Genomic DNA, 15,147 nt, shown 5'->3' on the forward strand with positions numbered 1-15,147 from the left:
GATCAGTTGGCTTTTTTTATGGCTGAATCAATTACAACTTTAACTGCTGCACAATCGATCCATCTTGTTTTGCCACCAAAGATTCGCAGAGTTGAATACGTTCTTTGGTTTGTTTCAATCCTCTTTCAACCCCGACCAATTCTTTAGTTCGTGGTGCAAAAAAGTCATTTAACTGTGCCGCTTTTTGTTGGCTACATGCTGCTCCACTGAACATTGCAGGAAAACGCCCAGCCGAAGATTTACCTAAACGATCAAACACGGCGTCATGATTTACCTTAAACCAAGACCATAAGCCACCTTGTTCATCTCCATAATTATTGATGGAGTTAATCACGGTATGAACTTCACCGACTTTAACACGAGGGTTCAAAATCAACTGACGTGCTTGTTGGCGTGTTGCTTCTTGGTTTGCTGAACCCAAAGCTGTAAGTATTGCAAGACGTTGTGTCGGTTGAGTCACGCGTTGTAGCTCTCCAGATAAACGATCAAAAGCTAGTTGACCTTTTTCTTGTACACGTACAGCCAAAATAGTTGGCAATAATTCAGGTGTTACTTGCGCAAAATTAAGCTGCTTTTGAGCAAAGAGAGCATCTGACTGTTTTAACAGTTGTGTACGGACTTCTGAAACTTGAATATCTAAAGCAAGAAATCTAACCAACTCACTACGCCATAAACTGTCTTCAGCTGGTTCACCTGTTTTGCTGACATAACCCAACTGATTTAATTTAGGTAAATATAAATTAGCTAAGACTTTTCTAAAATGTTCACGTTCAGCTTCTGTTTTCAATACATGACGATAAATCGTACTTAACTGGGAAAACAGCGCTGTACTAATTTGTCGGCTATTTGAATTGGCAAATTTCTTCGCAGCATCTACGACAGCCAATAAATTAATATCACCGTGGTTAAATGCCGCTGAAATCGCGTAGGCGTAAGCCAACTGTTCAGTGTTAGAAAGCTTTTCTGTAGCGGCAGTCAGACGAGTAAACTCTTTTTGTGGCAAACTAAATTGGTAATATCCTGCCGCATCTGCATTTGGTATATACCAACTGCCAAGGCTGGCACCTTTGAGTTCAATCTTGGTTTCTGCTTGGTCTACCAATTCACATTGCACTTTACTACCTGCATTTGGAACTTCATAACGTACACATAATGGTACACCCCACAGGCTTCTTGCATCACCTTTTGAGCCAACAGGTAAGTAACGGCTTTGCTTCACATTTAAAAAGACTTTATTGTCTTCTTGCTGTAATGCGGTGTTAATTAAAGGCACACCTGGTTGATCAAGAAAACTTTTCATCGCTCTAGTAAAGCGCTCACCTTGTCCAGACTGCTCTGCTAAAGCGCTAATTAAATCATTAGCTGTCGCATTACCATATTGGTGCTTATTAATATAATTGCGCACCCCTTGTTTGAATTTTTCTTCACCCAAATAGCTTTCAAACATATTTAAAACAGCTGCACCTTTTTGGTAAGTAATACCATCAAAAGCAGTTTGAATATCGGCATTACTTAAAATAGGCTGGCGAATACGGCGCACACTCACCAAGCTATCACTTTTCATCGCATCTGCAGTGTCTGTAATACGTTCTAGGTCAGCATTAAATTCAGGATGTAATTTTTGAGTAATTTTACTTTGCATCCATGTGGCAAAAGATTCATTTAGCCACAAATCATCCCACCACGGCATCGTGACGACATCACCGAACCATTGATGTGCAAGCTCATGTGCATTGACATTAAATGAATTCTGTACAAAAGAGACTGGCGAGTCCTTATCTAGCAACATCAAGTAGTCTCTAAAAGTAATTAACCCCGGGTTCTCCATTGCCCCAGCAGCAAAGTCTGGTGCTGCCAGTAAATCTAGCTTGTCAAATGGATAACCAAAGGCAAAATAATCTTCTAAAGTTTTTAAAATGGCTGGCGTTTCAGATAAGGCATGCTGCATTTTTTCAGCTTTTGCATCGGGTGCAATACCACGTAACTGGATCGGCTGCTTACGCCATGAAGTTGCACCAATATCAGGCCCTTTTTGTAATTGCCAAGGACCGACAGCCAACGCAAGTAAATAAGTGGGTAGTGGTTTAGTTTGTGCAAAACTGAGTGTTTTCCAACCTGACTTATCTGCTTGCTCAGATGTTTGTTGAGTATTGGCAAAACCTGAATATTTGCTTGGAATCGTCAAACGAATATTAAACGGCGTTTTAAAACGTGGCTCATCAAATGACGGAAATGACTGGCGTGCACTAATTGCTTCCATTTGAGTCATCACATAAGGTTTACCCTCAAACTCAATTTTATAAATACCGTCAAGTTGCTGGTCATACGCTGCATTAAAATCTAGAACGAGTTGATACTGTCCTGCGGGCAAGGTTTTGGCAAATTTAATTTTACTCACCCCATCTACCTCGGAGGCTTGCTCATATTTTGCTTTGGTTTTGACGCCCTCTGCCGATGTAATACTCACATCTTTCACCATCAAAGATTTACCATGAATCCAAATGTGATCTATGGCTTGAGCCAGCTTTAAATGAATAGTGGTTTTACCGGTATAGCCTTTTTGTGCGGGATCAATCTTAAAATCTAAATCATAAGATTCGGGTACGACCCACTCGGGTAATTTACCAATCGGGATTTGTTCACTGTTATTCGATGCAAAAATCTGTGTCGCCGATAAAGATAATAATGTTGTAAGTAGTAATCTTTTTTTAAATGAAGGCTTGACCAACATAAGGGATTTATCCTCTGTAGTTTTAAATAAAAAGATGCAGCAAATGCTGTACCACTTCGCTGCATCCACACATCATTCTTAGAATTTATAGTTAAACTCCAACCAACCTTGACGGCCAAATGGTGAATATGATCCTACTGGATAATACGGCCAACCGCCCGTGTCATCTCGTTTCACTTTGTCAAACAAGTTATTAATAATGATTGAAGCAGACGCTTTTGGAGAGATTTGATAAGTACCACTCCAGTTCACTAAATAGGTGGGGCTTAGGTAGACAGTTTGGTCACCGTTTGGAATTTTGCCATAACGATTAACTAATACTGTTGATGCCCAATCTCCAAAGCTCCAGCTGAAACTGGTATTAAAACGGTCACGCCAATCTGGAATAGTTAAATCTTTTAAGTAGTCATCTTTCTCGCCATCTTTTGATTGTTGATATTCATGTTCTAGTACACGGCTATAATTGATCGTCCAGAGAAAGTTACCAAAGCTCTCTGTTTTCCAGCGCCATCTGCTAGTGAAATCAATCCCGCGGGTATGGTCTGATGCAGCATTAATCGGAACAATATTAATATTCTTAATCACATTTGGATCGACAACTGCATTTGCAGGATTACGCTCTACACGTGCCAATGCATCAATACAGGCCGCAGAGTTAATATCTTGGTTGCCTAAACGACAATCTGCTTCTAAGCGTAGAATTTTGTCCTCACTTAAGTTGGTCACAAGATTATCAATTTTGATATCCCAGTAATCGACGCTGATATCAAATTTATTGGTGGGTGACCATACAAAGCCTGCACCATAAGATTTACCCTCTTCAGGTTTAAGCTCTTTGTTTCCGGTTAAAGTGTAGTTCGCCCCAGGTGCATAATCTTTAAAGCTACATTTATCTAAAGGTTGTCCCGTTTGGCTACAACGTAAATAGTCAGTCGTACTTGCGAAATAACCTTTTTGCTTATTTAAGAACAGATAGTTCATATCTGGTGCACGAAAACTAGTTGCATAGTTACCGCGCACCAATAAAGTCGGATGTGGCCTAAACTCAAGGCCTGAACCGAAAGTTAGCTTATCAATGCTGTTATCTGACAAAGCATAACGGTCATAACGTCCAGACAAGGTTAAATTTAATGGTTTCGCTAAAGGCAAGAATAATTCTGCACCAAGTGCTTGGCGTGTACGAGTGCCACTATATTCGCCACTAGAACTCGCATTATAAAACTCACCATTTTCAAGTGCCTGATCCGGCTTAATCGAAAAACCTTGACGTCCAATTTCAGCCACAGCCGCAAGTTTGGCAGTTCCTGCAGGTAACTTAAATACGTCACCATTCGCGCTTAAGGTCAAACTTTGTGCCCATGACTTATCTTTTTCTTTTGTTGTGCCCGAAATACTCTCAAATTCGTTTGCTGTCAGTGGTCGACTTAAACGATCTAAACGAGGTGAATAAATAGGAATACCATCTGCATCTGTGCCAAGTTGCTGACCTAAGAAATATTCATCAACACTCGAACGTAATAAGCCTTGGCGGCGTAGCTGACTGGTATAAATGGAACCATTATAGGCTGCTTCATAACTCCAGCTCGTTTCTCCAATATCGCCTCGAATTCCGAAGTTTAAGTTCGAAGAAAGTTCTTTCCACTTTTTATTTACGCGCTCTACCCCACCTAATTCTTCAGGTGCAAAACGACGATTCCAAATTTCATAATTTCCCGAATCTTGATTGAGGAAATAACCACTTGATCCACCTAAAGATGTCCATGTCGGACCACGCGTATTGTTTTCAATTTGATTGGCGCCAATTAAAAAATCGGCAAACAATTGAGTTTTATCATTTAACTCATAGTCTAAACCGAGATAACCATTTTGACTGCGGTTTTGGGTTTGGACCGTCCAATAGGTTGGTCGTGCCAAACCACTAGCACAATTGTCTGCACCAGCTTGTCCTATATTACTGACTGAACCTTTGAATAAACCATTAAAGGCCTGACACCCACCAATGGAAAGATATTTTCCAGTATTGGCATTTTTACGACCTACAACCGTATCTGGTTTTTCTCCCAAACGAGTTCGGCTCGACATAAAATCTCGATCGGCTGCCCAAATCGGTTCACGGCCACTGAGTTCAACCCCATAAACAAGGCTGAGCTTGTCTAAAGTTTTACTACCACTCAGTTGTAAACGTAAGTTTTCACCACCTTCTTTTGTTCCGCCTGCCTTAATATTAAATTGAGTACCGTCTGTTTTCTTTTTCAGAATAATATTCACCACACCTGCAATTGCATCTGAACCATAAATTGCAGAAGCGCCACCGTTTAATATTTCAATACGGTCAATAATAGCAGTTGGAATATTGGCTAAATTTACGAAATTGACAGAACCGTCGTACGGTACAGGATAGTCTGCAACCCGATGCCCATTAATCAAAGTCAAAGTATGATTCGGTCCTAAGCCCCGTAAACTAATAGCATTAGCCGCAGGCGTAAAAGTATTTCCATAATCGGCGCCTTGTACAAAACCCGTGTTCTGCGTCAGGTTATTAAGCGCATCAAATGCATTACTAAACCCTTGTTTTTCAATATCGGCTGCGGTAATGACGGTCACACTCGTCGGGCCATCTTTTTGTGCTTTTGAAATCCGAGACCCTGTCACAGCAACACGGACTACTTTATCTGTTTTAGCTTGCTTTTGTGGTTGCTCTATAGCTTCTTGCGCATAGCTTTCCAGTGGATGAAACAGTGCAACAAATACAAAAATAAATGAGCGCTTATTTTTTAAAGCTCCTACATATTTCAAGTTATTTAAATACATATTTATTAATAGACAAAATAAAGATCGCCCTACTATATCTACTTTTATTTGACTGATTTATACGCATTTTTCCTAGATATATTTATGTTTAAGATATACCAAATGTTTAATTATTTATCATAAAAACTCACAACAAACTAAAACCTTTTTCAATGAATAAATTCTGTTTATTAATCAAACTAAAGTAATAAACCAGCAAATTTTTTAAAACTCGTATCGAACAACAAAAATCTTTGGTTATTTTCTGCTAACATAGCTCCCCGTAGCTAGTGAAACATGGAACGCAACAAGCTGAACATCCCACTCTTGATCAACTTCACCTAAAAATTTTAATCATTAATGCTGTAAATCATGACTATGAATATCCAACAGGCGCTCAACCACATTACCAAGAACATTCATTTGACTCAGCCTCAAATGGAAGAAATTATGCGCAGCATCATGCAAGGTGAGGCAACCGAAGCACAAATTGGTGCTTTGATGATGGGCCTACGCATGAAAGGTGAAAGCATTGACGAAATGACAGCTGCTGCACGTGTCATGCGAGAATTTGCGATCAAGATCGATGTTAGTGATATCAAACATTTAGTTGATATTGTGGGTACTGGTGGTGATGGCCAAAATTTATTTAACGTTTCTACAGCGTCAAGCTTTGTCATTGCAGCAGCAGGCGCAACCATTGCAAAACATGGTAACCGTGGCGTTTCAAGTAAATCGGGTTCATCAGACCTACTTGAACAAGCAGGTATTCATCTTGATTTAGATATGCAACAAACCGAACGCTGCATCCGTGAAATGGGTGTAGGTTTCTTGTTTGCTCCAAACCATCATAAAGCCATGAAATACGCTGCTGGTCCACGTCGTGAACTTGGTATTCGAAGTATTTTTAATTTACTCGGCCCACTGACCAATCCAGCTGGGGTAAAACGCTTTGTCATTGGTGTGTTTTCAGATGAACTTTGTCGCCCAATTGCCGAAGTGATGAAACAACTTGGTGCCGAACATGTCATGGTGGTTCATTCAAAAGATGGTCTTGATGAAATCAGCCTTGCCGCTCCTACTGCTATTGCTGAGCTTAAAGACGGTGAAATTACGGAATGGACCCTTAATCCTGAAGATGTGGGAATTGAGTCGCAAACATTAAGTGGTTTGGTTGTCGCTGATGCAACAGCAAGTCTAAAGTTAATTAAAGATGCTTTAAGCAAAAATAAATCCGATATTGGTGAAAAAGCAGCAAACATGATTGCGCTTAATGCAGGCGCAGGCATCTATGTTGCGGGCATTACCAAAACTTATGCTCAGGCTGTTACATTCGCTCAAGATATTATCTATGGCGGACAGGCTTTAGAAAAAATGAGTGTTTTGGCTGAATTTACCAAAACATTAAAGCAATCTCAGGCAGATTAAGGACTTCTCATGATTAATATTCAAAATACCATTTTAGGTAAAATTGTTGACCGTAAACATGAGGAACTTGCTGCGCGTTTAAAACAACGTAATTTGCAAGACGTTGAAGAATTAGCGAAAGCGGCAACACCAGTTCGAGGTTTTGCTAATGCTTTGCAACATAAACGTCCGGGTGTAATTGCTGAAATTAAAAAAGCCTCTCCATCAAAAGGGATTATTCGCGCAGACTTTAATCCTGCTGAAATTGCCCAGCAATACGAACAAGCAGGAGCAGCATGTTTATCGGTATTGACCGATGTTGATTTCTTTCAGGGAGCAGATCAAAATATTGCGATTGCTCGCAATCATTGTGCCCTCCCTGCTTTACGTAAAGACTTTCTGATTGACCCATACAATGTAGTTGAAGCTCGTGCTTTGCATGCTGACTGTATTTTATTAATTGTTGCTTGTTTGTCTGACCAGCAACTCGAAGAAATGTCTAAAACTGCGTTTGAACATCAACTTGATGTATTGGTTGAAGTCCATGACGAAGAAGAAATGGAACGCGCTTTAAGGCTTTCTGAGCAATGTTTATTAGGCGTGAATAACCGTAATTTAAAAACGTTTGATGTGGATTTAAATACGTCTATTCGATTGAAAAAATTACTTCCGGCCTCACGTTTATTAATTACTGAAAGCGGTATTGCGACACCAGATGATGTGCATATGATGCAAGAGCATGATATTCACAGCTTCTTAGTCGGCGAAAGTTTTATGAAACAAACTCGTCCAGATCAAGCTTTTAATGAATTATTTGGGCAGCCTGAGCAAATCTAATTAAATAAGGTTCAAGATACGATTCAGCCTTGAACCTTAATATTCTTTGTTATACCAATTATATTACATAATTCTAATGATTAAATGACCAGCCAAATGCAGCACTAATCCAGTTTGAGAACTCATTAGCTAAATGCCATTGATGCCCTGAAATCACTGTAGGTAAAATCAATAAAGGATACTCAACCGTTAATTTTGCTCGAAAGCCCTTTTCTTCATTACGGAATTGATGTCTAACACCACCAATAGCAAAGCCATCTTTTGAACGTGCAACTCCCGCGATTTGCAAAGGAAAGCTTAAATCAACCCTCGAGCGTAAACTTGATAATTCGTTATAGTCTATGTAAAAGTGAGCCACTAATGGTGAACCACCATTAGTTTCAATGACTTCCTGAGCACCATTATTTGTGGAAATAAGATAATGATCGGGTGTTCCAGCAAGCATTGCTTGTTCATTATTTTGATTGGTACATTTTTCAAACCATTCAACAAACTGCTCTGCCCGTGCATTTTCTACAAATATTTCGATAGAACTTAATCTACGATAGCCAAATGACAAGCGTGCAATCAATTTGGCAAAAAAATCCGAAATTATTAATTCCTTTTTTAATAATGCTTTAATTTTATTTTGTCCCAATTCAGACTTTCTTTTTAGTAAAAGCTCTCTGAGCTCAAGTAAATCTTTACTTTTAGGACTTAGTCCCAGTTTTTTTAATACAAGACGAGCCCGTCGCTTTTCCCACTCAAGAATAGCGGAATTTGTTATGTTCTGGCCGTTTATACAAACATGAATATTAGAATACATAGAAGAATAACCATTTATACAACCCACTAAAGCAACTATAGTTGCTTTAGTGGGTTGTATAAAGAAATATATGCAGTTTCGGACGAACGATCAGATGCAAAATACAGAAGTAGAATTCAAAAAACAAAGACGTCCAAGAGGACGGTCTGAAAGAATGGTGGCGACAATACACCAGACAACTTATGAATTACTTTTAACAACTGATTACGAAGATATTGAAATACCAGAAATTGCAAAATTAGCACAGGTCAATAAAACAACAATTTATCGTCGTTGGCCGACTAAAATTGAACTCATATTAGATGTTGTATCGACAAGAATCAAAGCAGATGTCGAACTTCCTGATACAGGCAATACCCTTACTGATCTCTGTTTATTTTTAAAAAAGATTGTCATCAGTCTATACACCCCTTTTACCCTTAATATTCTAAAAGCAACCTTAAGTCATCCAGACGAATATGTGCAAAAGGCTAAAAAACGTTTTTGGGACGAGCGTTTTTTATTAGCAAAACCGCTGATTGATCGTGCCATTCAACGAGAAGAGTTAGCTGAGAAGACACAAGTTCGTGAGTTTTTTGAGCTCGCTGCATCCCCATTGTTTTATCGAACTATTATTACTGGAGAATCCATATCTGATCAGGATATAGAGCTTTTTGCTCAAAGAGCAATTACATATTTTAGGCCCCAATAAAAGTAGATATTTACACCAATCTCATCAAAATTATTCAACTGTTCGGCATATCGATATATTTAATTGAATACAAATGAGTTAATGCTTTTCTTTGCTAAAATCCATACCGTAGACTGAATGCAATTTAGTTCAAATTATCTCAGTTTCAGACTATAATTTCACACCTCTCTGGTATCTTGCCTATTTTTCAAAAATTATGAGTAAACATGATTCATCGCTTTCTAAAGAGCAACAGAAGTTATTGAAGCAATTTAAAAAGCAAATCTCCAATCCTCATTCAAGCAAAATCACAAATCAGCCTGAGACTAAAAAATCTCAGGCTGAGTCTGAAGAATTGGAAGATACCCATCTGTTTCAACAGGCTGTTGCAGGTGTAAAACGCATCAACAATAGCAATGTTGCCGATGTAAAAATACCTCGTGCCAGAAAAGTCGATGCACAAACGCTAGCGAAACGTGCAGCTGCCGAAGGTGGTCGTGATACCGAACATGCCGAGTTATCAGATACGCAAGCTGCTTTAAATCCGGTCGCAAGCCAAGCAACACTAAGCTATCGCATTGCGACTCTTCAACATAAAGTTTTTGAAGATTTAAAAGCAGGCAAGATGCGTTGGTTTGAAGCTGTAGATTTACACGGCTGCACGATTGAGCAAGCACGTGACGCAGTTTTACAAATTATCCAGATGGCAAAAGATGAAAATCAAAATGTCATCAAAATTGTGCATGGTAAAGGCCCAGAAGCAGTCTTAAAAACCTATGTCAACGGATGGTTACGTCAGCATCGTGATGTTTTAGCCTTTGTAAGTGCCCCTGAAAATCAAGGTGGTACAGGTGCCGTTCTCGTACTGCTTAAACGTGCAGAAAAAAATCCTAAGTTCGAACAAAAAAAATGATCCTTTGGGATCATTTTTTTACATCAAATACCTGTAATAATTGAGCAACTACTGCAATGGCGATCATTGCAGGTTGTTTCGATGAAATCCCTTCTATCCCGATCGGGCAAACCAAACGTTGTAATGTTTCCTGAGTATAGCCACGTATTTGCATACGCTTTTCAAAAACAGCCCTTTTACTTTTTGAGCCAATCATCCCAACATAAGCAAATGGTTTTGCCGTAGGTTTTAAGGCTGTAAAGCACAATTGCAAATCCAATTGATGATCATGAGTTAATATTAAAATTGCGCCTGAACGGTCAAAATGCTCGATCTCGGCTTCTAAGGTATCAGTCGTTAAGCATTGCACCTGTTGCAGTAAATCGGATGGGAAAATATCATCACGTGGATCAATCCATTTCACCCGAACACCAATAGGTAATAAACAACGGACAATTGCTTCACCCACATGCCCCGCACCACAAATCAGAACTTGCATAGCATATGGTTGAATCTGCTGGCCAAATTGCCATTCTTCACTATTGGTAGGATGAAACTCGAAACTTGGTTGTTGTTCTATATCCATAGTCTGCCAAGTGGATGCATATTGATGTGAGACGGTACGCGATATACGCTTTCCAACTCGGCATGCTTGCAAACTCACGGATAAATCCGATGTGACCGTAGCGGGTGATATTTTTTCAAACAATAACCACATTACTCCGCCACAACACTGCCCTAACCGAGCACTGAGGTTAAAGCGTTCAATACGCCTCACACTAGTTTCCGTTTCTTTTAACATTGCTTTAGCAATATCAATCGCCTGAAACTCTAAATGCCCACCGCCGATCGTATCTGACTGCTGCCATTGCTGTTGCAAATTAAACCGCAACAACATAGTTGCACCAACCTCTCGCGGTGTAGAACCATCAGCGCGGACTACTGTGACCAATACCATAGGTAGAGCATCGACTTGCCACGCTACAAAATCAGTCCACCATTGTAAATGTTGCATAATCTTCTACATTTTAGCCTGTGGGCGAGCAGCCAAAGCTTGTCCCCGTCCAATCGCAATTGCACGTAAAATTTCTTCGGCAGTTGCTGGAGCATTGAGTACGAGCGGAGTTTTTTCGGGAATAGCCGCCTGTACCGCCTGACGAATTGCAGAGAAAACAGATAATGCCAACATAAATGGCGGTTCACCTACAGCTTTGGAGCGGTAAATGGTGTCTGCCTGATTTTGATTATTAAACAATTTAACATTAAAAATATGAGGAATATCTACACTGGTCGGGATTTTGTAAGTTGAAGGTGCATGGGTAAACAAACGGCCTGCGTGTGGTCCATGCGGCTGCCAATACAGCTCTTCTGTCGTAAGCCATCCCATCCCTTGAACAAAACCACCTTCAATTTGTCCAATATCAATTGCAGGGTTAATTGACTGCCCGACATCATGCAAAATGTCGGCACGTAATACTTTCATTTCCCCAGTTAGCGTATCTATTGCGACCTCACTAACCGCTGCACCATAGGCATAATAGAAAAATGGACGCCCTAAATGGTTGACCTGATCATAGTGAATTTCTGGCGTTTTATAAAAACCGCTGTCCCATAGTTGTACACGTGCCATATATGCCCGTTGAACCAAATCAGGAAAAGTCCATGAATGACCATTCGCTGTTGAAACCATACTATCTTCAAACTGGACTTGTTCAGCTTCACTTTGACTTATTTCGGCTGCAAGTTTAGCCAGACGCTCACGAATTTTAATACAGGCATTTTGAACAGCTTTACCGTTTAGATCTGCGCCACTTGATGCTGCAGTTGCCGAAGTATTTGGTACACGAGAAGTATCAGTTGCAATTAAACGAACGCTATCGATGGGTAAACCCAACTCATGTGCAGCGACCTGCCGTACTTTGGTATATAGCCCTTGTCCCATTTCTGTACCACCGTGCGTAATCGCGACAGTGCCATCCATGTAGACATAGACCAGTGCACCTGCCTGATTGTAATGCACGGCGTTAAACGAAATACCAAACATTAATGGGGTTAACGCAATACCACGCTTAATGATGTCATTGTTCTGATTAAAGGCCTGAATAGCCTGTTTGCGTTTCGCATAATCGCTAGTCTGCAATAATTCAGCTACCAATTTTGGCGCAACATTATCACGGACTTCCGCCCCATAGTGCATACGGTCACGTCCAGCACCGGGCTGTTCGGCAAAGAAATTACGTTGACGAATTTCAACCGGATCACAACCTAAATAACGAGCAATGTCATCAATAATATTTTCGATGACAAACATGCCTTGCGGTCCACCAAAACCACGGTATGCGGTATTAGAAACAGTATTGGTTTTACAACGTAAGTTACGTAGCTCAACTGCATTTAAATAATAAGCGTTGCCAATATGGCAAATCGCACGTTCATTTACTGGCCCAGAAAGATCAGCCGAAAAACCACAATTTGAAGCCAGTTGTACCTTTAGGCCTTGCAAAATACCAGTGTCATCAAAAGCCACAGACCACTCATAAGCAAAACCATGACGTTTGCCTGTAGCACTCATGTCATCATCACGATCTAAGCGTAATTTACACGGACGGCCCGTTTTTTGTGCTGCCAAAGAGGCAATGCATGCCCACTGGGCTGACTGTGACTCTTTACCACCAAAACCGCCACCCATACGGCGACTTTCCACACTCACCTGATGCATATTCATGCCTAATGCATGACAAATCAGTAACTGCATTTCGGTTGGATGTTGTGTCGAGCAATAGACTTTTAAACTCTGATTTTCTTGTGGAATCGCATAGGAAATTTGCCCTTCAAGATAAAAATGCTCTTGCCCACCCAGCTCAATAGCACCTGAAAGTTGATGAGCTGCGTTTTGAAATGCCTGTTCAACTTCACCATGGCTAAATTCAACAGGCGGCAACACCCACGATTCTTTTTTAATTGCATCTTGAATCGTTAAAATTGGAGTTTCGGGCATATACTCAATTTTTGCTAAGCGAATTGCCTGACGGGCTTGTTGATAACTCTCGGCCACGACCACAAATAAGGCTTGTCCATAAAATTCGACCTGCTCTTCTGCAAAAATTGGGTCATCTTTAACAATTGGCCCCCAATTATTTTCAACCTCAATATCCTTTGCCGAAAAAACTGCATAAACACCTTCAGCCTGACGTACGGCATCCAAATCAAACTTACTGATTTTGCCTTTGGCACAATTTGAAAATCCAACTGCCAAATGCATGGTATTTTCAAGCTCGGGTAAATCATCAATATAAGTTGCCTGCCCAGTCACATGTAAATGTGCACTTTCGTGTGCAATCGAGTCGCCTGCTTTAGCTGATTTTTTAGAAATATTTAAGTCAATGGTTTGATTCATTTTAGATCTCCATCATAGCGATCAAGTCATTCACACGAGTGATCGTTTGAGACAGGATTTTTTCTACATAAAAACGCTGTAAACAGTTTTTCGCGACGTGTAAACGATATGCCGAGCTAGCACGTCCATCATCTAAAGGCTGATAGTCTTTTGACAAGGCCTCTTGTGCCAGAACGATCAATTCTGCTGTAAGTTGCTGACCTTCCAATATGGCTTCTGCATATTTTGCACGTTTAGGAATAGCTGCCATACCACCAAAAGCAATTCTTACATTGTGAGCGACATCATCATTATCTAAATCGCATGAAATGGCTGCACATACCGCAGAAATATCTTGCTCAAAACGTTTGGCAATTTTATAGCTGGCAAATTTAAAACTCGTCTGCCCTTCACGAAGCGGAATAACAATCGCCTCAACAAACTCACCAAGTTGTAATGCTGTTTTTTGATAATCTATATAAAAGTCTTCCAAAGCAATTTCACGAGTCTGTTCACCTGCTCGCAAAATCAATCGTGTACCTAGCGTAATTAATGCTGGCATTGAGTCACCAATAGGCGAACCATTAGCAATATTTCCACCTAGTGTTCCTGCATTTTTAATAGGCATGGAAGCAAAACGGCGCTGTAATTCTTGAAAGTCAGGATAAACATCTGAAATTTTGATGAGTGCATCACTCAAACTTACATTTGCCCCAATCGTTAAAGCATGATCTGTGACTACAATTTTTTTGAGTTCTTCAACCTGACCGATATAAAGCATATCTCCTAAATTACGGCCTTGCTTTGTGACCCACAAACCAACATCTGTGCTACCAGCAACAATACGTGCCTGCGGCAACTGTAACCGTAAAGCGGCAAAATCCTGCAAAGTCTTTGGTGCAAAAAATTGCTGACCATGATCATTCAAATGCAATGCAGGTAATGCTTTGATCTCTTTTAATACTTCAATTACTTTTTGACGTTTTAATAAAATACGTGGATAGTCATATGCTTTTTGTGCTGCATCAAAAATAGGGCGATAGCCTGTACAACGACACAAATTTCCAGAAAGATAATTACTGACTTGATCTTTGCTTGGACAGTGTTGCTCATTTTCATACATTGCCCATAAAGACATGATAAAACCGGGAGTACAAAACCCGCATTGTGAACCATGCATATCGACCATCGCCTGTTGAACCGGATGAAGTGCCCCATCCTTTTTAGGCAATAATGTACAAAGATCTTCTACTGTAAATAAAGCCTTACCATCTAAAGTGGGTAAAAACTGAATGCAAGCATTCACACTGCGTAATTGCAGGTTGTCATTGACCAGCTCACCAATCACTACCGTACATGCACCACAATCGCCCTCAGCACATCCCTCTTTTGTACCAGTCTGCCTAGTCTTACCAGTTTGGATATACTCTCGCAGAAATTGTAAAACTGTCATTGTGGGTGTTACATTTTCAACTTGCTGCTGGCTACCACGGAAAAAGAAGGTGATTGGACGTTCTGACATGTTTTATCCTTATGCTCTATAACACTGCATCTGTGCAAATATGATGCCATTAGGCGATCATTTAGAACCTATCAACATTAAATACACATTTGACGTTCAAACTCTTGACTATTAACG

General features: G+C 40.2%; 9 protein-coding genes and 1 pseudogene. 4 read left to right on the plus strand and 6 right to left on the minus strand.

The window, feature by feature from the left end:
• Nucleotides 1-31 precede the first annotated feature (31 nt).
• Nucleotides 32-2,802, minus strand: a pseudogene (locus tag HMPREF0013_RS15025) (M1 family metallopeptidase).
• Between the two features lie 7 nt (nucleotides 2,803-2,809).
• Nucleotides 2,810-5,542, minus strand: a complete 2,733-nt coding sequence (locus tag HMPREF0013_RS15030; protein ID WP_002118673.1) for a TonB-dependent receptor plug domain-containing protein — start codon at nucleotides 5,540-5,542, stop codon at nucleotides 2,810-2,812.
• 357 nt (nucleotides 5,543-5,899) lie between these two features.
• On the opposite strand from HMPREF0013_RS15030, the gene trpD reads away from it, so the two are divergent.
• Both trpD and trpC read left to right on the plus strand, forming a co-directional pair.
• Entirely contained in the window at nucleotides 5,900-6,949 is a 1,050-nt protein-coding gene (gene trpD / locus HMPREF0013_RS15035; RefSeq protein WP_002118605.1) for an anthranilate phosphoribosyltransferase, read from the plus strand.
• 9 nt (nucleotides 6,950-6,958) lie between these two features.
• Nucleotides 6,959-7,765, plus strand: coding sequence for an indole-3-glycerol phosphate synthase TrpC (trpC, locus tag HMPREF0013_RS15040; RefSeq protein ID WP_002118549.1), 807 nt, complete (start codon nucleotides 6,959-6,961; stop codon nucleotides 7,763-7,765).
• A 73-nt stretch (nucleotides 7,766-7,838) separates the two neighbouring features.
• On the opposite strand, the gene HMPREF0013_RS15045 is transcribed toward trpC, so the two are convergent.
• Nucleotides 7,839-8,570, minus strand: coding sequence for a hypothetical protein (locus tag HMPREF0013_RS15045; RefSeq protein WP_002118989.1), 732 nt, complete (start codon nucleotides 8,568-8,570; stop codon nucleotides 7,839-7,841).
• Nucleotides 8,571-8,664: 94 nt separating this feature from the next.
• On the opposite strand from HMPREF0013_RS15045, the gene HMPREF0013_RS15050 reads away from it, so the two are divergent.
• Both HMPREF0013_RS15050 and HMPREF0013_RS15055 read left to right on the plus strand, forming a co-directional pair.
• Entirely contained in the window at nucleotides 8,665-9,261 is a 597-nt protein-coding gene (locus HMPREF0013_RS15050; RefSeq protein ID WP_005803757.1) for a TetR/AcrR family transcriptional regulator, read from the plus strand.
• A 196-nt stretch (nucleotides 9,262-9,457) separates the two neighbouring features.
• On the plus strand, nucleotides 9,458-10,153 hold the full coding sequence (locus HMPREF0013_RS15055) for a Smr/MutS family protein (RefSeq protein ID WP_002118671.1): 696 nt from the start codon (nucleotides 9,458-9,460) through the stop codon (nucleotides 10,151-10,153).
• A gap of 10 nt (nucleotides 10,154-10,163) precedes the next feature.
• On the opposite strand, the gene xdhC is transcribed toward HMPREF0013_RS15055, so the two are convergent.
• From xdhC to xdhA, 3 genes are read right to left on the minus strand one after another with little or no spacing between them, the layout of a single operon-like run.
• Nucleotides 10,164-11,147: a xanthine dehydrogenase accessory protein XdhC gene (xdhC, locus tag HMPREF0013_RS15060; protein ID WP_002118468.1), complete on the minus strand. Its 984-nt coding sequence runs from the start codon at nucleotides 11,145-11,147 to the stop codon at nucleotides 10,164-10,166.
• Nucleotides 11,148-11,153: 6 nt separating this feature from the next.
• Nucleotides 11,154-13,529: a xanthine dehydrogenase molybdopterin binding subunit gene (xdhB, locus tag HMPREF0013_RS15065; protein ID WP_002118520.1), complete on the minus strand. Its 2,376-nt coding sequence runs from the start codon at nucleotides 13,527-13,529 to the stop codon at nucleotides 11,154-11,156.
• A 1-nt stretch (nucleotide 13,530) separates the two neighbouring features.
• The gene (gene xdhA, locus HMPREF0013_RS15070; protein WP_005803759.1) at nucleotides 13,531-15,030 is read right to left on the minus strand and encodes a xanthine dehydrogenase small subunit; all 1,500 of its coding nucleotides are present in this window, start codon (nucleotides 15,028-15,030) and stop codon (nucleotides 13,531-13,533) included.
• Nucleotides 15,031-15,147: the final 117 nt, after the last annotated feature.

Source organism: Acinetobacter sp. SH024 (genome assembly GCF_000163635.1).
Taxonomy (GTDB): Bacteria; Pseudomonadota; Gammaproteobacteria; order Pseudomonadales; family Moraxellaceae; genus Acinetobacter; species Acinetobacter pittii.

Bases quoted from the DNA above. Each gene is read 5' to 3' on its own strand.
- trpD (WP_002118605.1), top strand. From the start codon at position 5,900: ATGAATATCCAACAGGCGCTCAACCACATTACCAAGAACATTCATTTG.
- xdhA (WP_005803759.1), bottom strand. From the start codon at position 15,030: ATGTCAGAACGTCCAATCACCTTCTTTTTCCGTGGTAGCCAGCAGCAA.
- trpC (WP_002118549.1), top strand. From the start codon at position 6,959: ATGATTAATATTCAAAATACCATTTTAGGTAAAATTGTTGACCGTAAA.
- xdhC (WP_002118468.1), bottom strand. From the start codon at position 11,147: ATGCAACATTTACAATGGTGGACTGATTTTGTAGCGTGGCAAGTCGAT.
- HMPREF0013_RS15050 (WP_005803757.1), top strand. From the start codon at position 8,665: ATGCAAAATACAGAAGTAGAATTCAAAAAACAAAGACGTCCAAGAGGA.
- HMPREF0013_RS15055 (WP_002118671.1), top strand. From the start codon at position 9,458: ATGAGTAAACATGATTCATCGCTTTCTAAAGAGCAACAGAAGTTATTG.
- HMPREF0013_RS15030 (WP_002118673.1), bottom strand. From the start codon at position 5,542: ATGTATTTAAATAACTTGAAATATGTAGGAGCTTTAAAAAATAAGCGC.
- xdhB (WP_002118520.1), bottom strand. From the start codon at position 13,529: ATGAATCAAACCATTGACTTAAATATTTCTAAAAAATCAGCTAAAGCA.
- HMPREF0013_RS15045 (WP_002118989.1), bottom strand. From the start codon at position 8,570: ATGTATTCTAATATTCATGTTTGTATAAACGGCCAGAACATAACAAAT.